Here is a 23878-nt window from a genome sequence, read left to right as displayed (position 1 = left end):
GCGGCAGACATTACCCGCTCTCTTCCATTTTGGCAAGAAGAAAATAAGTTTAATGAGTTTTTTTGAATGGAATATTTTCTCAATAATACAATAAGAGCATGCCGGGGCGGTTATTTGTTTCCTCTTTGGAAAATTGCGGAGAAACTGTGTGATCTTCTATTGCACCCTCCTGGATTTGATGTAAACTTTTTTATTATGGGGATTGATGTAGTATACGCCGCCTTTCGGGCCGACCCGGTAGGTCCTGTTTTCCCGCGCCCGGAGGGCTCGGTGAGAAGCGTGCTCTCCCGGTATCATTCCCGAACACAGCGGCGTATATTCCGGAAGGAGCGGTTTGCGGCCGCATTGGGGGAAGAAGAAAAGAACCGGAAGGAGGACGGTCTGGATGAAAAGGGAGGGCTTCACAAGGATATTATTATCCTTTCCGGAGAGTTGTTTTGTCAAGTTGGAGAGTCCGGATAAGCGGATTTTTGTGAAAAGGACATGATTTTTTATGAGTTGTTTGAAAACGAATGTTTGAATTTATTTTATTTCCAATTACTGTTTCCGCAGTCGTTGCTGCATTTTAGTTGTTAACCGGCCTCTCATCTGTATCCGATCTATGAATTTCTTTCCTCATATTCCCATGCTGTCTACTGTATTCAACAGTATAGGTTGCTATTTATTGCCGTTAGGGGCTGTTTTGCTGTGGCTTTTGTACGAGTCAAGAAAATCAAAGGCTTTTCTTCTTGTCGGGCTGGTGTTGATGATCATGGTATGCATGTTTTTTCAGGAGGCCAGCTCTCCCAGCCGGGAATATCCGTGGGACCGCATGATGGAGCATGTTTTTACGGGAACGCTTCTGCCTTTCCTCTGTCTGCTGGGCTATATTCTGTACGTGTTCCTTTGCGCCTGCATTCCGGTTTACCGGAAGGTGTGGAAGGGAATCGGGTTTTTTGTTCTTGGAGGAATGAGCCTGGCTTTCGAATACGTCAATGTCTTCTTTCCGGTGGCGTTGCTGGCGGGGTATTTGTTCCGTTTTACCGTTTTTCGGAAATTCAGGAATCACCTCCCCTTGATCAGAAAATGCCACAGGGGGCTTGCCGTAGGGGTCATCCCGGGAATCTGCCTGATCAGTATTGTCTGCGCCGTTCTGTTTCCCCCTCCGGAGAGTTTTATATGTGAGAGGATTCATGAGGAAATGGCGCGTGACATGGCCCTGTGGAATTACCAGAATAATCTGGTTCTTCTGTCCAGCCATTTTCTGAATATGGAGCGTGAAAACGGCTGTATTACCGTGAAATATTATTGCGAAACGAATATGGGCCCTGCCGTGTACAAGGCGTTCTGCAATAATTACGGCGGTTACGTTAGGGCGGAATGTTCCCTGCTGAACAGGCAGTCCCGCTGATGGGTGAGAGGCTGTTTTTTCTGGCCGGGGAGGCTCAGATCTAGATCTGAATGTCTCCGGTGAACACAAGGTCTGCCGGTCCGGTCAGCGTCACGTCAGTGAAACGGTCCCCTGTGCGTTGGAATCCGACTTTAAGCGTGTTTCCACCCGCCACGTCCACCTGAATGGGGGAGGGAGCGTCCGTCAATACGGCATGCAGCAGCGCACAGGCGGTCATCCCCGTTCCGCAGGCAAGCGTTTCATCTTCTACGCCGCGTTCGTAAGTGCGTATGGCAATGTGCCCCGGAGACAGGACTCTTGCAAAGTTGGCGTTGGTGCCTTTGGGTGAAAAGGCATCATGGTAACGCAGATAGGCCCCCAGTTTGGCAATGTCCAGGCCGTCCAGCTTGTCCAGAAATGCTACGGCGTGGGGAACGCCCGTGTTCAGGAAATGGACATCCGCTCCCACAGCCGGGTCGGCATTCAGCACGAAGAGCTGCATGGAGTGGGGATTGGTCAGGTTGACGGTGACGTTGCCGTCTTTTTCAAAGGTGGCGGTGACGACGCCGGCCATTGTTTCAAAAGGAAGAGGCGTTGTCTTGTCGTGATGAAGCAGGGCGGCGGCAAAGTTGCCGAAGCAGCGGGCCCCATTGCCGCACATTTCCGCCTCTCCCCCGTCCGCATTGTAATAACGCATCCGGACAATTCCCCCCTTGCCCTGGGAAGGTTCCGCGGCGATCAACCCGTCCGCCCCAATGCCGAAGCGGCGGTCGCACAGGGCTTCTATGGTTTCTTTGTCCAGCACGGAGGAAAGGCTCAGGTCACGATTGTCCACCATGACAAAGTCGTTGCCGGCTCCCGTCATTTTGTAGAAATGAAGCAGCATAATAGTAAGTTGTGTTGTGCTGGAATTCTAATGTTCCCGGCCGGTTTTGGCAAGGCGGCTTACATGAATGACATGGCATCCACGTCGATTACGGCCGTCAGGTCTTCCCCCAGTCCGGCTTCCTGCACCAGTTTCCGTAGGGTGCGGGAGAGGATGCGGGCGGAAGGTCCCTTGACCGTAATCTGGAATCTGAACTGTCCGTGCGCGCGGGGAATGGGGGCGGGCATGGGGTCGGTCATCGTGGCGGGAGGGGGAAGCATGCCGCGCAGGCGGGACGCGAGGGTTTGCGTGGCGAATTCCGCCATGCTTTCATGCTGGGACCGTATGGTCAATACGGCGATATGGGTGAAGGGGGGGAGGTCGAACGCGCGCCGCATTTCCAGTTCCTGAGCTGCGAAGCCGTCCGTATCATGGTGCCGGGCGTATTGCAGGGAGGGGGACTGGGGCGTAAAAGTCTGGATAATGACTTCTCCGGAAAGGTCACCGCGGCCGGCGCGGCCCGCTACCTGCGTCAGGAGCTGGAATGTGCGCTCCCCTGCACGAGGATCCGGGATGTGGAGCCCCAGGTCCGCATTCAGCACGCCTACCAGCGTCACGTTGGGAAAGTCCAGCCCTTTGGCGATCATCTGGGTGCCCAGGAGAATATCTATCTTATGGGCGCGGAACTGGTTCAGAATGGTCCGGACAGCGTTTTTCCGCCGGGCCACGTCCGCATCCACGCGCGTGATGCGCGCCGCAGGAAAAGTGCGGCGCAGGATTTCTTCCACCTTCTGGGTTCCGTACCCCTGGAGCAGAATGTTGGCGGACCGGCATTCCGGGCAGGAACGGGGCGGAAGGGCTTTGAATCCGCACAGGTGGCACATGAGGCGGTCTTCCGTACGGTGGTAGGTCAGGGGCAGGGAACAGTGCATGCACGTGACTACGTGGCCGCAGTCCGGGCATTGGATGGAGCGTGCGAATCCGCGCCTGTTGAGCAGCAGGATAACCTGTTCCCCTTTGTCCAGACGCCGGTCAATGGACATCCTGAGGCGTTCGGAGATAACGTTGGGACCGGATTTATTTTTCCCTTCCGTTTTCATGTCCAGGATGCGAATGAGCGGCAGCTGCTGGCCGTCCGCCCTTTCCGTCAGTTTTACCAGGGAATACTTTCCAATCAGGGCGTTATGGATGCTTTCCAGGGAGGGAGTGGCGGAGCCAAGAAGCACGGTGCAGTTTTCCAGATGGGCGCGCAGCACGGCCAGATCCCTCCCGTGGTAGCGGGGGGAACTTTCCTGTTTGTAAGAGGCGTCGTGTTCTTCATCCACAATCACCAGGCCCAGATTTTGGAGGGGGGCGAAGACGGCGGAACGGGGGCCGATGACGATGCGGGCCTTTCCGGAACGGATGGCATGCCATTCGTCAAAGCGCTCTCCGTCCGAAAGGAGGCTGTGCAGCACTGCCACGGAGGAAGGCAGTTCCGCGAAACGGGATTTGAAACGCTGAACCGTCTGGGGCGTCAGGGAAATTTCCGGCACCATGATCAGGGCGGATTTTCCGGATGTTACTATTTGGGAAACGGCCTGTAAATAAACCTCCGTCTTGCCGGAACCGGTAACCCCTTGCAGCAGGATCGGTTTTTTGTGCTCTGCCGCGCACATGGCCGTGATTTCTTCCAGCGCTTTCTGCTGCTGGCTGTTCAGCTTCATGGGCTGGGTGGGGACGAATTGCTCCCCGGTGCTGGGGTCCCGGTGCACGGCCTCTTCCTTCAGGGAGATGAAGCCTTTGGCTTCCAGGCTGCGGGCAACGTTCAGGGCTCCGGCGCCGAATGCTGCCAGGGGGACGGCCTGTTGTCCCGCGGATGAGAAATAATCCAGCATTTGGGCCTGCCGGGGCGCTTTGCGGTACAGGGCGTCCAGTTCCTCCCGTGCCGGAGTTTTTTCCAGATACACCATTTTGCGCAGTTTTTCCGCCGTATTTTCCTGACGGACGGTTTCCGGGAGCAGACACCGGATCATCTGATCCAGAGCCACAGAGTAATAGTCCGCCGCCCATGAGGCCAGATTCATCATCACCGGGGAAATCAGAGGCTCCGGATCAATCAGTTTCAGAATGGGTTTGAGCCTGTCCTTCCAGGCCGGAGACGGTTCCGACAGCGTAAGCACGGTTCCGGTAGCCGTTCTGTTGCGCAGGGGCACCTGTACGCGGCAGCCCGGCCTGACGTCTCCCGCTTCCGGAGGAATGCCGTAATCCAGTACCAGATCGCTTTGTCCGTCAACCAGAATGCGCGCCGCCTGCATGGAGTGAAAAGGAGGGATAACATTAACGATAGCCGAAGGGGAAACGGGCGACGCCGCTCATGTCTTTCAGAACTTCAATATAATTGTAGCCGTATCCATCCATGATTTGTGTTACGACGGAGGCCTGGTCGTACCCGATTTCCAGGGCTACAAAGCCGTCTTCATTCAGGTAATCCCGGGCGCGGGACAGAAAGCGTTCAATGATTTCCCAGCCTTTAGGTCCTCCGAACAGGGCTGTATGGGGGTCTTTCATAACTTCCGGGGCAAGTTTTTCCCCCTCCGCAATATATGGCAGATTGGCCACGATAACGTCAAAGAGCATGTTCCGCCCGTCTTCCCCTTTTTCTCCTTCCGGAGCGGAATCGGCATCTTTTGTGGGCAGCCCCGTTTTTTCCGGGGAAATGTTGGCGAACAGGTTGGTCTGGAGGGTGGAAACCCTGGCTCCCAGCCGCATGGCATTTTCCAGAGCCAGATCAAGAGCCTGCGGGGAGATGTCCGCCAGCACGACTTCCCTGGCGCGCTCCTTGAGTTCCAACGCCAGCGTGACGCCGATAACGCCGGAGCCCGTTCCCATGTCCAGGATGCGTACCGGATGATCCGGGATTTTCCTTAGCACCATTTCCACCAATTCCTCAGTTTCCGGGCGGGGAATCAGGGCGCGGGCATCCGTCAGGAAATCCCTCCTGAAAAATTCCGTGACGCCCAGCAGGTGCTGCAACGGTTCTCCCGCTGCCCTGCGTTTCAGCAATTCGCGCAGAGGGGCCAGTTCCGCTTCTTCCACGGGCCTGTCAAACTGGGAGTAAAGAGCCGTGCGGTTGCAGTGCAGGACATGGGCCAGCAAATGCTGCATGGTGGCGCGCGCTTCGTCGCACCCCTGGCGGACCAGATAATCCGTGCCGGACTGAAGGACTTCCAGTAAAGTTTTCATGCAAGGGAAAAGGGGTTAGGACATTCCGGCCTCCGCCAGGCGTTCCTGCATTTCCGCGTGCTGGAGGGCCATAATCAGGTCTTCCAGCTGCCCCATCAGGATACCGTCCAGATTGTGGGAGGTGTAGCCGATGCGGTGGTCTGTCAGACGGTTCTGCGGGAAATTGTATGTGCGTATTTTTTCCTCACGGCCGCCGGAGCCAATGAGGCTGCGGCGCGCGGCGGAATATTTTTCCGCCTCTTCCCGTTTTTTGGCTTCAAAGAGCTTGGCGCGCAGGATTTTCATGCCCTTTTCCCGGTTTTTCATCTGGCTGCGTTCTTCCTCGCACCGGACATAAACTCCCGTGGGGAGGTGCCATATCTGAACGGCGGATTCCGTCTTGTTCACATGCTGGCCCCCGGCTCCGCCGGAACGGCATACTTCGATGCGGAGATCTTCCGGGCGGATTTCTATGTCCACTTCCTCCGCTTCCGGCATGACGGCCACGGTGGCGGTGGAGGTATGGATGCGTCCTTGGGTTTCCGTAGCGGGAACGCGCTGCACACGGTGTACGCCACCTTCATATTTCAGGAAGCGGAACACTTCTTCCCCGGCAATGCGGCAGACGACTTCCTTGAAGCCCCCCACGTCTGACGGGCTGCTTTCCAGATGCTCAAAGCGCCAGCCGCGTTCTTCCGCAAAACGCTGGTACATCCGCAGCAGGTCTCCGGCAAACAGGGATGCTTCATCCCCGCCCGTTCCGGCGCGGATTTCAATAATGGCGTCCCGGTCTTCCGTCGTGTCGCGGGGAAGCAGGCTGTACTGCACGTCGCTGCGCAGTTTTTCCAGGGCGGCTTCCAGTTCCGGAATCTCCAGGGCGGCCAGTTCCGCCAGTTCCGGATCGTCCGCCTTGGCCAGTTCCTGATTGTCCGCCAGCTGTTGTTCCGTGGCGTTCAGGGAATCCCATGTTTCCATAAGTTCCTTCAGGCGGCGGTGTTCTCTCATGATTTCCGAGGCCTTTTTCTGGTCATTGAAAAAGGCCGGTTCGGCAATGACTGTTTCCAATTCTTCCAGGCGCTGGCGGCGTTTTTCAATGAGAGGTGTGTAATCCATGGCGTTTGCGTGTAAAGAATTCTAAAAGATGGCAGGGCTTTCTGAAAGCCAAATCCGGGAAATGTAAGACAATTCCGGCATTTAAAAGAAGGAGGGCCGCTTCCGGCGCCTTTGCCGCGCTTTCCTGAATCCGGGAAACCGGGCCAAAAGAAAACCGCAGCCATTACGTTTTTCCGATATGCTTTCCTGAAAAATGGAAAAGCGGAATCATCGTAACTGCCGCGGCGGTAAAGCTGGCATCGCGTACGGGACTCGAACCCGTGTTGCCCGCGTGAAAGGCGGGAGTCCTGGACCGCTAGACGAACGCGACTTTTAGGTTTGCAGGGACTGCGCGGCGAAGTAAATACTACCGGAGGCCGAAAGGCAAGAATTATTTGAATCCGAGTTAAAAAAATCGTTATTTTCCTTCCGGTATGTGGGATTCGTCGTAGTCGTCCAGCCTGTGCTGCCAGAGATAGTGCCGCGTTTGCTGGACAAGCACGCCGGAAAGTGCCAGCAGGGAAATGAGGTTGGGCAGGGCCATCAGGCCGTTGGCGCAGTCGGCAAAAATCCATACCAGTTCTATTTTAGAGACGCAGCCGATGAAAACCGCCGCCACCCAGATGACGCGGTAAGGCGTGATCAGCCGGATGCCGCCCAGGTATTCCAGCGCTTTTTCTCCAAAGTAGGACCAGCCCAGAATGGTGGAAACTACAAAAGTAACCAGGCTGAGCGTGAGCAGAGGGGAGCCTAGGTAAGGAATTTTGCTGAATGCCAGCGTAGTAAGCCTGGGGCCGTCCGTGCAGGAAATATCCGGATGCGCGATGATGCTGGTGGTCAGGACAATTCCTGTCAGGGCGCAGATGATGACGGTATCCCAGAAGGGGCCGCTGGAAGAGATGAGCGCCTGCCTGACGGGGTTGCGGTTTTGTGCGGCGGCGGAGGCGATGGCTGCGGACCCCAGGCCGGCCTCATTGGAAAAGAGGCCCCGGGCCACACCGGTTCTCATGGCAGCCATGACGGCCGCCCCTGCCGCGCCCCCGACGGCGGCTTCTCCCGTAAAGGCGCAATCCAGAATATACCGGACGGCAGGAAGAATGTACTCCGCCTGTACGGTCAGAATATACAGGCATCCCAGGATGTAGATGACGGCCATGAACGGCACGAAGAAAGCGCATACCCTGGCAATGCCCCGGATGCCTCCCAGCATCACCAGCGCCGTCAACGCCGTCAGTACAATGGCTGTGCCCCAGGAAGGAATGGAAAAGGCATGGTGGAGCTGTTCCGCAGCTGCGTTCCCCTGCGTCAGGTTTCCGATGCCGAAGGCGGCAATGGCCGTGAAGACGGCGAAGGCCGTACCCAGCCATTTGCTGTTCAGTCCGCGTTCCAGCACGAACATGGGACCTCCGCTCATATTGCCGTCCTTGTTCTCCACCCGGTATTTGATGGCGAGCAATCCTTCCGAATAACGGGTTGCCATTCCCAGAACTCCCGTCAGCCAGCACCAAAAGACGGCTCCGGGACCTCCGGCGGCAATCGCCACGCCCACGCCGATGATATTACCGGCTCCGATGTTGGCGGCCAGGGCCACCATCAAGGAACTGAATGGAGAGATATCCCCCTTGTCCGTATGATCTTTCACAAAATACAATTTCAGGGCCTTAAGCAGATAACGCTGCGGAAACCGCAGGATGGCGGTGAGGTACAGGTGCGTGCCCAGCAACATGATGAGCAGGGGCCAGCCCCACAGGAAGCTGCTGAAAGCGGATAGCCAGGACGTGAGAGCGTCACCGGCCTGGAAAAAGGCATTTTGGAGGGCATCAGGCATACCGGAGGGATTCTAGGGAAAAGTAACGTGGTGACAAGCCCTTAAACAGATGACGGAGAAAGGTTTTTCGCGATGTTATGAATCCTGGGCCGGAGTTTTTCCGCTTTGGGGGAATCGATTCCAGGAAAAATGCCGTTTCCCTGATAGAAGATGTGTGTTCTGAGTGCGGCTCTTCTTCCCTCCGGAAGAGGATGGAGGCAGGAGCGAACGAGTTGCTGACTGGGAAAAGGGAGGGTCTTGTTCCCGGCGCGCGCGTTCTTATCATAAGCTCCGCCATGTTTTGGAATGGGCAAAGTCCTCGGACAGACGGTGTTGACTGCGCCGGCAGGAGCAGATAAAACCTTGAAACAAGGTGTTCATCCGGCCGGGGGAAAGGCGTTTTCCACTCAGGCGGTGAGGTGGCCGCGACAGTACAGGCGGATCATCAATAATCAATTAAAGAAGAAAATGATTGTTTTTACGGAAGAAAAGAAATTTTCCAGGAAAGATGTTCAAGAATTGTTTCTGTCCGTTGGCTGGATTTCCGGACAATATCCGGGGCGTCTGTATAAAGCGCTCATGAATTCGTCCACTGTTGTGACGGCCTGGGATGGCGACCGCCTGGCAGGGCTGGTGCGGGTGCTGGACGACAGCGAGATGGTTGCCTACATGCATTATGTTCTGGTGCATCCCGCCTATCAGGGCAGGGGGATTGCCGGAAAAATGGTGGAAATGGTCAAGGAGAAATACAGGGACTACCTGTATCTTGAAATCATGCCGGAGGAGAGCAGAAACGCCTCTTTTTATGAGAAGCACGGCTTCCGGGTTATGGCAGACGGCGTAGCCATGCAGCTGTGCAATTTTTCAAACAGGAGCTGATGCGGGCTGCCTCGGAGCGTTTTTCCTGGCCAGGGTACAGTAAACCCGCGGGAATCCTTTCGGATTTTGGCTCCGCGGGTTTACCTTCTCATCCCGGATCAGCTCCGGAAAAGGTTGAGATTCAATTCCCTGATCATGGATTGAAGCGCTGCCTGCCCCTTGACGGTATTCCCTGCGGGATCCAGGGGAGGCGAAAAGGCCGCCATAGCCAGCTTGCCGGGAGCTACGGCCACCAGGCCTCCTCCCACGCCGGACTTGGCCGGAAGGCCTGCCTTGTACATCCAGTCCCCTGTGGAATCATAGAGGCCGGACATGCACATTTCCGCCAGAATGGGGGGAACATTTTCCTCCTTTACCACACGCTTCTTGCTGACGGGATTGATCCCGCCGTTGGCGTAGCAGGCGCCCATCAGGGCCAGCTGGGACGCGGTGATGTTCAGGGAACACATGCGGGTGTACAAATCCACAATCATGGGCGGCGTATTGTAAAAATAGCCGTAGCTGTCCAGCAGCCAGGCGATGCCGCGGTTGTGCTGGTTGGTAGCGCTTTCCGACTTGTAAATCTCCTGGTTCACGGTCAGGGCCGTGTTGGCGAAGTTATTGAAATTATGGATCATGTTTCCCCATATTTCATCGGAATCCGAACCGTTGACCAGGCTGACCGTCGCCATAGCCCCTGCGTTGACCAGGGGGTTGAGGGGCTTGCCGCCGTGCAGCTCAACCGCCATCACGGAGTTGAAGGGTTCCCCGGTGGGGTCCGCTCCGATCTTCGCGCGCAGCTGCTTCATGCCGATCAAATCCATGACATAAGCCAGGTTGAATGCCTTGGAGATGGATTCAATGGCAAAGGGTGTGTCCGCGGAACCTGCGGTCAGCAGGTCTCCGTTGACGGTGACCACGGCAATCGCCAGCAGGTCGGAAGGCACCTGGGCCAGGGCGGGAATGTACGAGGCGTTTTTGCCTCCCTGGACGGTTTTGGCGTAGGCGTACGCGTTATCCAGGGCCGTCCGGATTTGCTCATTGGAAGGAATGTTACTCATGGGATATGGTGTGGCTAGGGGTTGCGGTGGAATGGGAATCATTGTTTTTTTCCCATCCGAAGGGTTCAAAGGTGTCTTCGGGATCCACCGGTCGTTTCCAGGAGGGTTTGGCCATGGCATGGATGATGAAGGGAATACCCGCGAAAATGAAGGTGCCCGCCACCAGAAGGAGAATGTACATGGTACTGCTGCCTACGGTAATTTGATTCGGCGGGATGAAGCTCACCAGGAAAGCCGCCAGGCTGGCCAGAAGGCCGAGGCCCCCGACAACCCACATGCCGAAGGTTCTGCCCCCGGGAATGCGGAAGGTGCGGGGCGTATTCGGTTCCCGGTAGCGCAGGTAAATGCCGGACGCGAACATCAGCATGTACATGATGAGGTACAGAATGATGGTCAGCTGGGAAATAATCTGGTAGGCGGATTGCACGGAAGGCATGATCACAAACATGATGGAGAGCAGGGTGACGATTCCCCCCTGAATAAGCAGGATGCCCATCTGAACGTTATTCTTGTTCCGCTTCTGCATGACGGGCGGAAGGTTGCCGGCCAGGCCCACCTGGTACAGGCCTTTTGAAGGGCCTCCCACCCATGCGGTCACCTGGGCCAGAACGCCTACGGCCAGCGCAAGCGCCAGAATCCAGTTCATCCAGCCGAGGCCGAAGAAGCTGAAGTAGCTGTCATAAGTAATCAGCAGGCTCTGCACCAGATTAATCTGGGAATTGGGAATGATGAAGCCGATGGCCAGCGTGCCCAGAACGAAAATAAGCACCGTAATGATGGCGGAAATCAGAATGGCCAGCGGATAATTGCGTCCGGGATTATCCACATCCTTCACATGAACGGCGGACATTTCCATCCCCGCGTAAAACAGGAAGATGCTGGCAGCTAGAACGAGGTTGTTGAAATTGCTCATGTCCGGCACCAGCTTGTCCCAGCTCATATCCAGCAGGATCGGATTGCCTCCGGCCCAATAGCCCAGGCCCAGGAGGATCAGGATGGCCCCGGGAACAATGGTTCCGATGATGGTTCCCCATTTGGTGACGCCTGCGGAAGTCTTCATGCCGCGCAGGTTAAGCAGAGTTGCCGCCCAGTACACGCACAGCACCACGATGAGAACGTACCATTTATTGGCGGCAAGAGCTTCATCCCATCTTTGCCCGGGCCCCATGAAAGCCAGGGAAACGGCGGCGAATGTCAGAACGGTAGGGAACCAGATGGTGCTTTCAATCCATTGCAGCCAGATGGCCAGGAACCCCCATTTCTTTCCGAAAGCCTCGCCTACCCAGCGGTAAACGCCGCCTTTTTGAGGCCATCCGGTAGTAAGTTCCGCGGCCACCAGGGAAACCGGCACCAGAAAGAAAACCGCAGCGAAAATGTAATAAAAAACGGAACTTAGTCCGTAAGTGCTTTCCGCAGGCATGCCGCGCAGGCTGACAATGGCGGAAACGTTGATCATGGCGAGCGTAAATACTCCCATGCGGAGGACGGATTTTACCGCCGGAGCGTTACTTGTTGCTGCGGGGCCTGTTGGAGCGGCCCCTGATTGAGTCGTATTATTCATTGGTTTATTTCCGGGTTGAGAATTGGGACGGCGTAAAGAAAGTGCCCACACCGGCCTTATCTGGACGACCAGACGGGAGACCCTTTCGTTGAAGGGATGATGCAGATAGAGCTGCCGGAGTTTGTCTTAACGGAGGCCGGGGAAGTTGTTCAGCCCGTCCCCATGGCCATTTGGCCGGCAGTGGATGCGGGGGATGTCAGGCAGCGCGGAAAAACATGGTTATTCCCTCCGGTTGTTGGAAATAAATATATATTTTAAAAGAATATTGATTGGTAATAATTTATTGTAATTAGTAACAATTATTCAAAAATGAATCATTGACCTGTTCCGTTTTCCGAGATACATAAGAACAGTGAATATAGAGAAGCGTTGTCTTCTTTGATGTTCGTTCCTCAATCGTCAATTATCTGGATTTTATGAAAGATCAACAGGTTCAGCGTCATGCGAATTCTCTGCCTGATAATTCCCTCACAGTGTCCGGAGGTGTGCCGGTCCCGTTTAACAAAGAGGCCGGGGCGTTCAGCGGCAGCTGGGACTGGGGGATTGTCGTTGATCCGCTCGGCCCGGGGGAAACGGCGGAGTGCCGTCTGATGCTGGGGGTGGATGATAACGGCTCTCTTACTGTTGACGGCGAGGGAATTTTCATTCCTGGGGAGGGCAAATACCATGGAGGGTCTTACAGGGAAAAAAGCTTGAGCTTCCCCATTGAACCGGGACCGCACCGCGTGCACATGACTTATGAGAACGTGGCTGTTCCTCCTGAATGGACTAATCTCGCCATCCTTAATTATTCCATTGAAGTCATGGTTTCGGATGGAACCTCTTCATCCTCCTATCAGCCGGATGAAGGTTATCCGGAACCCGTAAGTACGGAAGATGAGGGGGAAGACGTGCCGTGTGAATGCGGGGAGGAGGCTGCTGGCGGCAATGGCTCCCAGAGCAGTTCCAGTTCTCCCTGTCCGGAGGAAGACAACGGAGAAGGGGATAACGGTGAAGATGAGGATCCCTGCACCTGTGAAAACAATGAGGGCGGCAGCAGCAGCTCTTCGGCGCGCGGCGCGCGCTCTTCCTCCACCCTTTACGGTTCGTCGGCCGCCGGCAGGCGCGTGGTCGCCCGGACGCTCAAGACGGAAATGATCTGGCGTACCAATTTCGGCTCTTTCCGGGGCATGACGGGTCTGCCTCAGGGATTGCTGGAAATAGTAGGATACACATTCTCGGCTGAACTCTGGTCCCCACGTGCGCTTCATTACTGGCATCCGATGACTCGTGAAATCATCTCCGCGCCATCATCGGGCATCGGGGCGAATACCGCTTTCCAAATCAGGAGCGGCGGAACTGCCATTAACTACTACTGTTACGCGGATGGAGACGGCAGCAGGGTTGACAGCGTGGCCCCCATTGCAGGATCCGCCAAGCGCGGGGGCTCGGCGTGGTTCGGGAGGAGATCCGCTTCTTCGGCAAGGGCGGGAGAATTCTGCCTCAGTATCCGTTCAAACGCGGGCAATACCGTTAACTATACCGCAGGTTCGGCCTCTTCCTTGAAATACGCCACCGGCTACACCGCTAAAAACGGCGCGGCTTACACAAGAGAAGAATTTGACGGAAAGCTGGATATCGTGCGGGCTTCGGATGGAAGCATCCGGCAAATATGGAACCTGTGGGACGGGCTCGCCAACATCGAAAATGTCACGGAGTCCGGTTACCGCATCGCCCTCTATCTCCCCGAACAGGTGGGAGGAAAAAACAGTTCCACCGGCCTTTATTCCGTCACGGGCGACCCCTTTAAAACCTTCACAATTACCGGGGACGCGGCTGCGGGCAGACTCTCCGTTACCGAACAGACCGCTGGGCGCGCGCCCTACACCACCCGCTACTGGCAGGGAGCCGACGGAGCATGGAACATGGCGCAGGGGGAAGGAGAAGACGCCATATTCACTCTGAAAGAAAAGCAGATCGTTTCGTCCGGCACGTGGAAACTCATCACCACCATCCAGCGGGGGGAAAACGGCGCTCCCATTTCCCGCGTCTGTGAGACTTATGCCGTCACCCGCAATGGCAATTTGTGCACCAGCCGTATTGAAGGCTACGGAACGGACTACGCCCGGGAAACGACTTACGAGTACACCGGCATGGGAAAAATCGCGAAGGAAACTGCTCCTGACGGAAGTGTCAAAACGTGGGCATACGACCGTTTCGGCCGTGAAATCGTGTCCAGCGTCCCCTGGGCGGAAGCCGGCGATAAGGTCACTTACACCACGTATCGGGACCAGACGCAGGCGGATCCGGATATCCTCACCCAATGGGTGACGTTGACGGCCACTGCGGCGGAACTTTGGCGCGCGGATTACACCTACGTTGAGGAAAATCATGTGCGGCGCGTGGAAAAACGCACCACCGCATTGGGGGAAGAAAACGTGCGTCTGGAAGTGAAGGAATCCTGGCTCGGCACGGCTCCCAATGTTTATGCCCGCGGACGCCTGAAGATGAAACAGGGCATGGACGGCATTCAGACGCATTATTTTTATGAAGAGACGGACCAGTACGGAGCTCTTTACAAAGTGACCGCGGAAACGCGGATAGCGGGAGAGAGCGTCCCCGGCCTGAGCTCGCGGAAGGTTACTTACGTCTCCGGCCAGGGCAATAACATGCGTTATGAGCAATACGCCCGGCTGGCCGATGGCGCCTGGTCCATGACGGACGCGTCTTCTTATGAATATGACGTTGAGAACCGTTGGGTAAAGCGCACCCGCGCCAATGGGCGCGTTTACGAGCGCATGATGACCTGCTGCGGCCCGCTGTGGGAGAGGGATGAAAATGGAGTGACCACTTCCTATTCCTACAATACGGCCCGCCAGCTGGTGGAAACTATCCGTTCAGCCGTTACGGACGGGGAAACCATGATCACTCCGGAAACCATCACGAGCTATACCCGTGATGCCCTCGGTAAAATTACCTCCCTGCGCAGGGATGCAGGCCCAATGACGACGGTGGAAAGCCGGGAATACGATTTGCTGGGGCGCCTGATAAGAGAAACCGATATTCTGGGGCGCACCACCGTCCGCTCTTATAGCGGGGATGGCCTGGTAGAAACTGTTACCACGCCCGCCGGCGCTACGCTCATCACCCGGAAAAGCCCTTCCGGAACAGTAGTGCGGCGTTACGGCACCGGGCAGCAGGATATCCTTTATACCGTTGAGGCCACGGCGGAAGGGATCTGTACGACGGAGGCTGTGCCGGGCGGGGAGGGGGGAGAGCCCCGCGTCGTGACGGGAAGCTCTACCGTCAACGGCTTTGGCGAGCTTGTACGGATTGCTGCCGCCAATACCCTGAATGGGGAAAATGTGCGCACTCTTGCATACGATGACAAGGGGCGCCTTATCAGGGAACAGCTGGCGGACATGGCGCCGACACTTTATGCCTATGATGCCTTTGGGAACAGGACAAGGGCAATCGTCGCCCTGGAGGATGAACCGACCATCCTGAACTCCCGCATTACTGATTACGCTTATGTGGCCGAGAGCCGTGAAGACGGCATCTACAGACTTGTTTCCATAACAAGTTATACTTCTTCAGGTACTCCCGTTCTTCAAAAGCAGGCGGTCCTGCTCTCTGCTCTGAGTTCTGTTCTTGCCGGCAAAACCGTCATGACGGATCCCCGCGGCCAGGATACCGTGGAGTGGACGGAGTATGGCGGCGGTTCTGTCCGCCTGCAGAAGAAAACCGTGCCCGGCGTCGGGAGCGTTGCCCTCACACGCGTCGTGGACGGATTCACGACGGCGGTTACGGGCTTTGACGGCGCGACCGCCCGCCGGCAGCGCACTTATACGGAAACGGGCATCACCTATGCGGACACAGATGTGCGCGGTAACGTTTTTACCGCCGTCTGCGACATCGCCGGCCGCATCATTTCCGGCACGGATGCCGTGGGCAACACGACCACCTACGCTTATGCCCAGCCCTTTGATCTGCCTACCTGCGTTACCAATGCCCTTGGTAAAACAGCCTGTTCCGTTTATGATATCCGGGGTCGCAAGGAAGCCGAATGGGGGACGGCCATACAGCCCGCCGTATACGCTTATGACGCCGCCGGCCATATAGTGAGCCTTGCCACCTTCCGTGATCCCGGGGATGTCATCACTACTGATCCCCGCCTCCGGACGGATGGGGACATCACCACCTGGACGTACGATGTCGCTACGGGGCTGGTTGTCCGCAAGACCTATGCCAATGCCACCCATGTGGATACCGCTTACGATGCGCTCAACCGCGTTTCCGCTACGACGGACGCGCGGGGAACCGTTGCCTCCCGCTCCTACGCCCCCCTTACCGGAGAGCTTACCTCCATTACCTTTAATGACGACGGTTTTACCCCCTCCATCAGCAGCCGCTACAATCATCTGGGGCAGCTGACGCAAATTGAAGACGCTTCCGGAACGCGCACGTTCACGTACAATCAGTATAACGAACAGGAAACGGAAACGACGGCTGGCCTTGCGGCAAGCGTCTTGACCCTCCGCCGTGACGGAGTGGGGCGGCCCGCGGGCTACTGTCTGGACTATGCGGGCGCCGCCGCCTTGCAGACGGCATGGGGGCATGACGCCTCCGGAAGGCTTTCCACCGTCTCGTTGAACGCCGTCGCGAAGCCCTTCACCTACGGCTACAATGCGGAAAGCGGCCTGCTGGACACTCTTGATTACCCCAACACGTTGAAATGGCGGCGCACCCTGGAAGAAAAGCGCGACCTCCCGGTGAATATTGACTACCTGCGCCCCGGCAGCGCCAACTACCCGGCCAAAACCGGCTATTCTTACGATGTGCTGGGGCGTCCCGTCACGAAGAAAGACTATTTCAACACGTCCGCGCCCGACCTCACCCACGCCTACGCCTACAATGACAGGAATGAACTTGTGAGCGACGCGATGAGCCGGGGCGGCATATACAGTTACGCCTACGATAACATCGGTAACCGCACAACCTCCCGGGAGGGAACGGATTCCCTTCCCACCACATACGTTGCCAACCGGCTTAATCAATACACGGATATCACCGAGGGTACGGAGCCGCCCTTTGTTCCCACCTATGACGCCGACGGCAACCAGACGAAAATTCAGACGTCCACGGGAGAATGGGAAGCCGCCTACAACGCGTTGAATCAGGCGGTCAGCTTCACGCAGGGGGGCAGGCGTATTGAGTGCGTTTACGATTATCTGAACAGGAGGGTAGAAAAATCCGTCTATGAAGGGGAAGCGCTCATGTCAAGGAAACGGTTCATCTATCACGGCTATCTGCAAATCGCGGAACTGGATGCTGCGGACGCTTCGGAATCCGCTGACCCCGTCCTGCGTAAAACGTACCTGTGGGATCCCCTGGAACCGGTAGCTACGCGCATCTTGGCGATGAGCGTCTTTGATGAAACGGGAACTTATGTGGAAGATCTTTACTACACGCATGACGCGTTGAAGAACACAACGGCGCTTTTCGGCATCAAGGCGGGCCGGCGAGCCCTGTACGAATACGGCCCGTATGGGAATGTTCTCAAGATGGAAGGCAATGCGGCAGAGCTGAATCCGTTCCGGTTCTCCAGCGAGTATGCTGATGACGAGTTGGGGTTGGTTTACTACAATTACCGCTACTATAATTCCCAAAATGGAAGGTGGATTAGTAGAGATCCTATGACAGAAAAAGAGAGTTATCTTTTGTATGGATATGTTAATAATATACCTACCTTATATTCTGATGAATTAGGATTAGCGCATACAATAACTACAAATAAAGATGATTGTTCGATCAATGTGAGCCTGAATATTGTGATATATCCGAAAGGTGGAGATTCAATTAATAACATAGAAATGCAGACTACAGCACTGCAAATAAAACAATCAATTGAAAGCAATTGGAATGGATATGAGAAGGGATGCTGTGTAGTTAATGTAACAGCGGATGTGTCTGTTCAGAGCAGGAAAAGCAGATGGCTTTATAGATTTCTCAATAGTGATGAAAATAATATAGAAATAACATCAGATTCATCTCATCGTTCTTATGTTAATGGAGTTGGAGGCAGATATGGAGTATGGGGTTCTCAAGCAGTCCCATGGGTTTATGCGCATGAAGCCGGCCATCTTATGGGACTTCCCGACGATTATCAGGATGACACCAATTCAGATGGCACCGTAACTTCCGTTCCTAACGCAGGACATAAAGGACATATGATGGGGGAATATGGAGGAAGCGTCAATCAACATGAAATAGATGCTATTTTAAAAAATATCGAATGCCCATGCGATGAAAATCAATAAATATATTTCAATAGTCTTTATCATTTTATTTTCAATATTATTAGCTGATTGTGCAATATCAGAAGAAAATAAAAATCAACATATGGAGCCAGATCGAATTATCTTGAGAGATTTGACTAAAAATTTACAAGTTATTGTAACATTTGGTCATCCCTTCCGGAGAAAACAAGAAATTATACTTAAAGAAAATCAGCCTGTAAATTTCTTTGGCATCGATTTTGTTTTGCGTAAAGGTATTTTATACGCAAAACGAGATGAAGAGGAGAAGGTCTTCCTTTCACCCGGGTCATATTATATAAATATATCTCCTATGATAAAGGGGACATGGGAGTCAGGTAAGACATTTATTCCTTTTGAGGGGAAACATCATCCTAAACAATAATTGGCATGAATATAAAATTCATACTAATTATTTAATTGCGTAAACAGGATTAATATTTTTTCTGATTCCGTTATTTAATTTTCCTTCATCTGTTGCATGATATCATTTTAAATATGGTGATTCTCTAGATATAAATGGAATATTAGAAATTTTACCGGCGGGTAAACGGATGGCATCTTGATATTTTCGCCAAGAACAATACATGCCTGTACTCTGATACGCTTGGCCTTTCTGAAGATTCTGAAACGGAATGTTGCAAGGATGGTGTAAAATACTCTAAAATTGCGGATGACGCAGGAAGGGAATGCTGCGAATATGAAGTACAGGAAATTTTTATTCTGGTTAAACCATGCAGCTACTGGTCAGGAAATGTAGGACATGCTTGGGTCAAAACGCCCAATATGCAGAGAGGCCTCTACCCCGGAAGTTGGCACAAAGGCGCTTTAGGCGTTGGAGCCGGAGAAATTCAGGATGATGCCCGTAATGAAGGAGATGCCGATTCTGGAAATTCCTACACTTATAAAGCCTGTCCTGAGTCAGTAAATAAAGTTGAAGAGCAGATCCGGGAAGATGAAAAGAAGGTCCCTCAATATTCACTATACAACTCGGGAGCAAGAAATTGCTGCGGATGGTCGTGTGCAATCGTGGAAGGAGCTGGTTTTGTAGCCCCGTTTGCCCCTGATACTCCTCTTCTGGCTCCAGCTCCTCAAGGGCATAGAGGCTATGGCGAAGGAAGAGAGCCTTGCGAATAAACAAAGAGAGAATTAATAAATTATTTAAGATGAAAAAGAAAATGTGGAAGATCGTCATAGGAATAGTCGTTTTTTACTTCTTCATTTATTTACCGTTCTCCCTCTTCTGGTCGGCCATAGATACGGGAGACGGTTATAAGAGGAGTGTAACTCTGTTGGAAACAGTGGAAAAGGATTTGGAACTCCATAAGATATTTGCCCGGCATGGAATGAAATTAACAGGCGATGGAGCTTCCTGGAGAAGTAAAACTTGTGGTCTTCGTTTCGTTGTCGAAGACGGAACGAATGCCCGGATTCCTCCGGAAGTCGAGGAGTATCTGTTAAACAACCCTGACCTCGTGAAAGGCTGCCGTATCGAAGTGCAAATCAAAATTCCCCCTGAATCAAAAGAAGAGCCTTACAGGGTTTGTTGCGAAAAAATATATTTTCCATGGAGACTTTTCTATTAGATAAATGCGGAATTATGTTTCCTATTTCTACGGGAATCGCTCTTTTTGGTTCATCTTTTTCTAATTCTTGATGGATGGAGCCATATGTTCTCGTTGCCGGCCAACTTCCTGCGGCAACTGATGAAAGAAGCGGTATAAGATGATTTCAGGCATGCGCCAGCATTAATCATGAAATCTTACACTCCTTCACTCATCGGATGGATAGCGCTGTTTCCTACAGCTTGTGTAACACTATTCGACAAAAACATTAGCTTTCCTGTCTCTCTATCTATAACATTAGGATTGGCAATGTTCATCGGTCAATTTACAAGCCTGTTTTGGGGATTGTGTGGTATCATCGTGAATTCGAATAGAAAAGACGATCTTATTGCGCTTATATTGTCAGGTACATGGCTTGCCATCATGATCATAGGGTTCGCGACAGGTTCTTGATACGGTGGGTATAAGTCCGCCTAGGTTTCAGAGGATAAACACTAAGTCATTAAACAACAAGGCAGGACATGCCTGTGAAAACCGGTAACGTCTGCCATGAAGGATGAGCGTCCGGAGGGCTTCACCAGGGCAGATGAAAATGTTTCCTGTGACGGTTTTACAATAGGGGGGGGGACAGTTTTTTCTGTACGGGCCATCATATAAAACCCGCACATCATCAAGATTTGTGCGGGTCTTTTGCTATAAAAAAGTTGGAGCGGATGATGGGATTCGAACCCACGACATCAACCTTGGCAAGGTTGCGCTCTACCCCTGAGCTACATCCGCTTTAAAAGATTGGAGCCTTACGGCGTCCGTGTGCCGAGAAGTATATAAGGTTTTCCGGTCTTGGCAAGATTTTTTTAGAGAAAAAATCCTGTTTTCCCGGAATACGGATGTCGCCGCCGGCATGGGGACACAGGAGAAGAAAGAATTCTGGTCTGCGATGCGTGTCGCTCCGTTCCTTGTTGATGCCGTTTTTGGGAAAACGGTGGAGGGGCGTATAAAAACGGGATTGTTCCGTAAAAGCCCGTTTGGGCCTGCCTTGGAACAATCCCGTTGAAAGGGACAATCAGAGGGCTCAGTAGCTTCTGGCCCACAGAACGCGGCGTGTCGTCATGCGTCCGGTGAGGATGCAGGGAGCCGGTTCGCCCTGGCCCAGTTCGCCGAGCGGGATGCAGCGGATGGAGATGCGCAGCCGCTTAGCCAGTGCTTCTTCTTCTTCCGGCGACCCGTCCCACGGCACCTGGAGCCAGTCTGCGTCTCCCTCACCGGAGAAGTTTTCTTCCAATTCCCGCAGCGTGGAGGCGGGGCGGATATGGGAGTCCCGGAAGGAAATGGCCCGCTGAAGCAGGGCGTCCTGGATGCTTTGGAGGATATCCGCAGCGGTATCGATCAGTTCCGTTTCCGGGACGAAGGATTTTTCGTTGGCGGACCGGTCACGCCGCTGAAGGCAGACGGAGCCTTTTTCCAGGTCCCGGGGGCCTATTTCCAGGCGCACGGGCACGCCTTTTTTCACCCATTCCCATTTCTTGGCGCCGCCGCCCAGATCGCGCTTGTCCACCAGCACGCGCAGCGGCTGGCCATGGAAGGTTTTGGCCCGGAGGGTGCGCGCCAGCTCCTCGCAGTGGTCCAGAACGGCCTGGCGGCTTTCTTCCTTAGGCGTGACGGGAATGATGACGATTTGCTGGGGAGCGACGCGGGGCGGGCAGACGAGTCCGTCGTCGTCGGAGTGCATCATGATGAGCGCTCCGATCATGCGGGTGGAAACGCCCCAGGAGCTCGTCCATGCGAATTGCTGGGTGTTGTCCCGTCCGGCGAAGCAGATGTTTTGGGATTTGGAGAAGTTCTGCCCCAGGAAGTGGGAGGTCCCGGCCTGGATGGCCTTGCGGTCCTGCACCATGGCTTCCACCGTGTAGGTCTGCTCCGCGCCGGGGAAGCGTTCCGCCTCCGTCTTTTCCCCGGGAATGGTGGGGATGGCGAGCACGTCCCGCTGGAATTCCTCATAAACCTTGTGCATGGTGAGGGTTTCCTCAATGGCTTCCTCCCGGGTTTCATGGGCCGTATGTCCTTCCTGCCACAGGAATTCGGCTGTGCGCAGGAAGATTCGGGGTCTCATTTCCCAGCGCATCACATTGCACCACTGATTGACCTTGAGGGGCAGATCGCGGTAGCTGGAGGTCCAGCGGGCGAAAGCCGCGCCGATGACGGTTTCCGAAGTGGGCCGGATGACGAAGGGTTCCGTAAGCTCCCCGGTGGGAATCATGCGTGTCTTGCCGGTGGTTTCATCCTTCTGCGCTTCCAGCCTGTGGTGGGTGACTACGGCGCATTCCGTGGCGAAGCCTTCGGCATGCTCCGCTTCCTTTTCCAGATAGGAGATCGGAATCAGGAGGGGGAAATAGGCGTTCGTGTGGCCGGTGTCCTTGAAGCGCTGGTCCAGGTCTTTCTGAATGAGTTCCCAGATGGCGTAACCCCATGGCTTGATGACCATGCAGCCGCGCACCTCGGAATTTTCCGCCATGTCGGCGGCCTTGATGACTTGCTGGTACCACTCGGGGAAATCCTGGGCGCGGGTAGGGGAGATTGCGGTTTGTTGAGACATATTGGATGGTTTGTTGAATAAAACGGGCGGAGCCCGCAAAGGAAATTCGGAATGCTGTTAAAAGGGGGCGTTTTTGTATTCCCGGTAATTGCTGTAGGCGAAGAGGGCCATGAAGATGGGAATAAAGTAGCCGTGGAAGAGCTGAAAACTGAGCAGTCCGATGAGGATGGCCGTGATGAAGCCGGTCATGAATACTTTCCTGGGGGAGCGGATGTACTGGGCGATCAGCTGGCCGCCGTCCAGGGGATAGATGGGCAGCAGATTCAGGAGGGTCCACCATTCTCCAATCATGATGAGGCAGGAGAGGATGTACAGCTTGGGGGAGATGAGCGCCGCTGTGAAGGGGCTGATGGCCAGGTCCCAGAAGTCCAGGTTGTGAGAGGCCATGACGGGAGCGACGATGTTCCAGGTGAGCCACAGGCTGATGATGCCCAGCAGCAGGGTCATCATGGGGCCCGCCAGAATCATGAGGGCCCTGCCTCCGCGCGTCAATTGCATGCCGTGGCTGCTTGTCAGGCCGCCGAAGAGTTCCAGAACAATCGTCTGCTGGCCGCCGCCCAGCCTGCGTCCCACCAGCGCGTGCCCCATTTCATGGGACAGGATGGCGATGAAGCCGGCAATGACGAACAGGGCCGGATAAATGAGATCTTCCACGCTGCTGATGCTGAGGGCGCCGCCGAAAATGGCCAGCACCACCCAGAAGCTGGGGCGGATGTAAACAGGTATCCCGAACAGGGTGAAATGAACCATGCGCGAGAGGGTAAGGGCAGATTCCCGTTTTGCCAAGCCCGGAGAATGTGCATGCCCCGTTTTGGCGTTGGAGAGGCGCAGCGAATTGTGTTAAACGGTTTTCATGAGGCTGTTTTTCATCATTCCGTGCTGTGCCGTGCAGGCCGTCCTGGGGTATGACGGGCCGCCGCCCCTGGCGGAGGTGGACGGCCGTTCCCCCATCCGCATGGGCGGGGAGATGCTTGGCGGATACCGTTCCTATTATATTCACCGGGGGGAAAAGATGGGGGGGGATTCCTTGGAGGGCCAGATTTCCGGCGGAGCCTCCCTGTCGAATTCTTGGGCGGTGAGCGGGGAACTTTTCGCCATCCGCAACTGGCAGCGCCGCCATTTCAGTCAGACCACCTTGCACGGAGAAGTCCAGTATTATCTGGCGGACGAATGCACAGCCGGTTTTTTTGTCAACGGACAGCGGTATGATGCCTGCCCTCTGAAGAACGGGGCGGAGCCGGGCCTTTCCCTTAAATGGAACCCCACTCCTTCCTGGTCTTTCCGCGGCTCCCTCCTGTATGATTCCGGCCAGGAGGGGGTGTATTCCCAGTGGGGCGTTACCTGGCAGCCCCTGCTGTGCGAATCCGTCGCCATGGTGAATACGGTTTCCCTGGGCTTTGCCCATGATTATCTGGGAAGGAACGGCCTGAAAGAGCTGATGGTGCGGACGGGGGCGCTGTGGGCCGTTTCCGGCGGTCTGCGGGTGGAGCCTTTCCTGGGATGGTATTGCGGCTACGGGCGGGACGATTTCAAAAAAGTAGTGCTGGGGCTTTGGTGCTCTTACGTTTTTTAACGGGCGGATTTCTCCGGTTTTCCGGCATTTTCCT

At 54.7% G+C, this 23878-nt stretch carries 15 protein-coding genes and 2 tRNA genes; 6 read left to right on the top strand and 11 right to left on the bottom strand.

The features are described 5' to 3' along the window. Positions 1-760 precede the first annotated feature (760 nt). Positions 761-1390: a hypothetical protein gene (locus tag O4G22_RS00235; protein ID WP_306701872.1), complete on the top strand. Its 630-nt coding sequence runs from the start codon at positions 761-763 to the stop codon at positions 1388-1390. A 40-nt stretch (positions 1391-1430) separates the two neighbouring features. On the opposite strand, the gene dapF is transcribed toward O4G22_RS00235, so the two are convergent. From dapF to O4G22_RS00205, 6 genes are all read right to left on the bottom strand, one after another. Further along, on the bottom strand, positions 1431-2255 hold the full coding sequence (gene dapF / locus O4G22_RS00230) for a diaminopimelate epimerase (RefSeq protein ID WP_306701871.1): 825 nt from the start codon (positions 2253-2255) through the stop codon (positions 1431-1433). A 59-nt stretch (positions 2256-2314) separates the two neighbouring features. Then, positions 2315-4531, bottom strand: a complete 2217-nt coding sequence (gene priA, locus O4G22_RS00225) for a replication restart helicase PriA (protein ID WP_306701870.1) — start codon at positions 4529-4531, stop codon at positions 2315-2317. A 22-nt stretch (positions 4532-4553) separates the two neighbouring features. Continuing rightward, positions 4554-5459, bottom strand: a complete 906-nt coding sequence (gene prmC / locus O4G22_RS00220) for a peptide chain release factor N(5)-glutamine methyltransferase (RefSeq protein WP_306701869.1) — start codon at positions 5457-5459, stop codon at positions 4554-4556. A gap of 15 nt (positions 5460-5474) precedes the next feature. Then, positions 5475-6551: a peptide chain release factor 1 gene (prfA, locus tag O4G22_RS00215; protein WP_295979551.1), complete on the bottom strand. Its 1077-nt coding sequence runs from the start codon at positions 6549-6551 to the stop codon at positions 5475-5477. A gap of 234 nt (positions 6552-6785) precedes the next feature. Next, positions 6786-6861: transfer RNA gene (locus O4G22_RS00210), tRNA-Glu, on the bottom strand. Positions 6862-6948: 87 nt separating this feature from the next. Beyond that, entirely contained in the window at positions 6949-8358 is a 1410-nt protein-coding gene (locus tag O4G22_RS00205; RefSeq protein WP_295978701.1) for an alanine/glycine:cation symporter family protein, read from the bottom strand. A gap of 447 nt (positions 8359-8805) precedes the next feature. On the opposite strand from O4G22_RS00205, the gene O4G22_RS00200 reads away from it, so the two are divergent. Beyond that, complete coding sequence (locus O4G22_RS00200) at positions 8806-9216, top strand: GNAT family N-acetyltransferase (RefSeq protein WP_343229883.1); 411 nt, start codon at positions 8806-8808, stop codon at positions 9214-9216. Positions 9217-9314: 98 nt separating this feature from the next. Here O4G22_RS00200 and glsA read toward each other — a convergent pair whose 3' ends face one another. Together glsA and gadC are read right to left on the bottom strand one after the other, a co-directional pair. Beyond that, on the bottom strand, positions 9315-10256 hold the full coding sequence (gene glsA / locus O4G22_RS00195) for a glutaminase A (protein ID WP_297673382.1): 942 nt from the start codon (positions 10254-10256) through the stop codon (positions 9315-9317). Further along, positions 10249-11817: a putative glutamine/gamma-aminobutyrate antiporter GadC gene (gadC, locus tag O4G22_RS00190; RefSeq protein WP_306701868.1), complete on the bottom strand. Its 1569-nt coding sequence runs from the start codon at positions 11815-11817 to the stop codon at positions 10249-10251. Before gadC ends, glsA begins: the two co-directional genes overlap by 8 nt. 416 nt (positions 11818-12233) lie before the next feature. Here gadC and O4G22_RS00185 point away from each other — a divergent pair, with 416 nt between their 5' ends. The 3 genes from O4G22_RS00185 (at position 12234) to O4G22_RS00175 (ending at position 19699) form a co-directional block, all read left to right on the top strand. Continuing rightward, positions 12234-18116 carry an RHS repeat-associated core domain-containing protein gene (locus O4G22_RS00185; protein ID WP_306701867.1) on the top strand — a complete coding sequence of 1961 codons (5883 nt, stop codon included), beginning with the start codon at positions 12234-12236 and terminating at the stop codon, positions 18114-18116. Further along, complete coding sequence (locus O4G22_RS00180) at positions 18103-18498, top strand: hypothetical protein (RefSeq protein ID WP_295978706.1); 396 nt, start codon at positions 18103-18105, stop codon at positions 18496-18498. Before O4G22_RS00185 ends, O4G22_RS00180 begins: the two co-directional genes overlap by 14 nt. Before the next feature lie 781 nt (positions 18499-19279). Continuing rightward, positions 19280-19699 carry a hypothetical protein gene (locus O4G22_RS00175; protein ID WP_146022881.1) on the top strand — a complete coding sequence of 140 codons (420 nt, stop codon included), beginning with the start codon at positions 19280-19282 and terminating at the stop codon, positions 19697-19699. Between the two features lie 684 nt (positions 19700-20383). Here O4G22_RS00175 and O4G22_RS00170 read toward each other — a convergent pair. From O4G22_RS00170 to O4G22_RS00160, 3 genes are all read right to left on the bottom strand, one after another. Next, positions 20384-20458, bottom strand: a tRNA-Gly gene (locus O4G22_RS00170). 292 nt (positions 20459-20750) lie between these two features. Beyond that, positions 20751-22271, bottom strand: coding sequence for a proline--tRNA ligase (gene proS / locus O4G22_RS00165; protein WP_295978710.1), 1521 nt, complete (start codon positions 22269-22271; stop codon positions 20751-20753). 57 nt (positions 22272-22328) lie between these two features. After that, entirely contained in the window at positions 22329-23021 is a 693-nt protein-coding gene (locus O4G22_RS00160; RefSeq protein WP_022197168.1) for a M50 family metallopeptidase, read from the bottom strand. 103 nt (positions 23022-23124) lie between these two features. Between O4G22_RS00160 and O4G22_RS00155 the strand changes: the two genes are divergently transcribed. Further along, positions 23125-23844, top strand: a complete 720-nt coding sequence (locus tag O4G22_RS00155; RefSeq protein ID WP_306701865.1) for a hypothetical protein — start codon at positions 23125-23127, stop codon at positions 23842-23844. The last annotated feature ends 34 nt before the right edge of the window (positions 23845-23878 follow it).

The organism is Akkermansia muciniphila (genome assembly GCF_030848305.1).
Taxonomy (GTDB): domain Bacteria; phylum Verrucomicrobiota; class Verrucomicrobiia; order Verrucomicrobiales; family Akkermansiaceae; genus Akkermansia; species Akkermansia muciniphila_A.
This window is presented reverse-complemented; position numbering and strand designations above follow the sequence as displayed.

Coding starts and splice junctions, on each gene's coding strand:
- O4G22_RS00235 (WP_306701872.1), top strand. CDS start 761: ATGTTTTTTCAGGAGGCCAGCTCTCCCAGCCGGGAATATCCGTGGGAC.
- prfA (WP_295979551.1), bottom strand. CDS start 6,551: ATGGATTACACACCTCTCATTGAAAAACGCCGCCAGCGCCTGGAAGAA.
- dapF (WP_306701871.1), bottom strand. CDS start 2,255: ATGCTGCTTCATTTCTACAAAATGACGGGAGCCGGCAACGACTTTGTC.
- proS (WP_295978710.1), bottom strand. CDS start 22,271: ATGTCTCAACAAACCGCAATCTCCCCTACCCGCGCCCAGGATTTCCCC.
- glsA (WP_297673382.1), bottom strand. CDS start 10,256: ATGAGTAACATTCCTTCCAATGAGCAAATCCGGACGGCCCTGGATAAC.
- O4G22_RS00155 (WP_306701865.1), top strand. CDS start 23,125: ATGAGGCTGTTTTTCATCATTCCGTGCTGTGCCGTGCAGGCCGTCCTG.
- O4G22_RS00175 (WP_146022881.1), top strand. CDS start 19,280: ATGAAAAAGAAAATGTGGAAGATCGTCATAGGAATAGTCGTTTTTTAC.
- priA (WP_306701870.1), bottom strand. CDS start 4,531: ATGCAGGCGGCGCGCATTCTGGTTGACGGACAAAGCGATCTGGTACTG.
- O4G22_RS00200 (WP_343229883.1), top strand. CDS start 8,806: ATGATTGTTTTTACGGAAGAAAAGAAATTTTCCAGGAAAGATGTTCAA.
- O4G22_RS00160 (WP_022197168.1), bottom strand. CDS start 23,021: ATGGTTCATTTCACCCTGTTCGGGATACCTGTTTACATCCGCCCCAGC.
- O4G22_RS00205 (WP_295978701.1), bottom strand. CDS start 8,358: ATGCCTGATGCCCTCCAAAATGCCTTTTTCCAGGCCGGTGACGCTCTC.
- O4G22_RS00180 (WP_295978706.1), top strand. CDS start 18,103: ATGAAAATCAATAAATATATTTCAATAGTCTTTATCATTTTATTTTCA.
- O4G22_RS00185 (WP_306701867.1), top strand. CDS start 12,234: ATGAAAGATCAACAGGTTCAGCGTCATGCGAATTCTCTGCCTGATAAT.
- prmC (WP_306701869.1), bottom strand. CDS start 5,459: ATGAAAACTTTACTGGAAGTCCTTCAGTCCGGCACGGATTATCTGGTC.
- gadC (WP_306701868.1), bottom strand. CDS start 11,817: ATGAATAATACGACTCAATCAGGGGCCGCTCCAACAGGCCCCGCAGCA.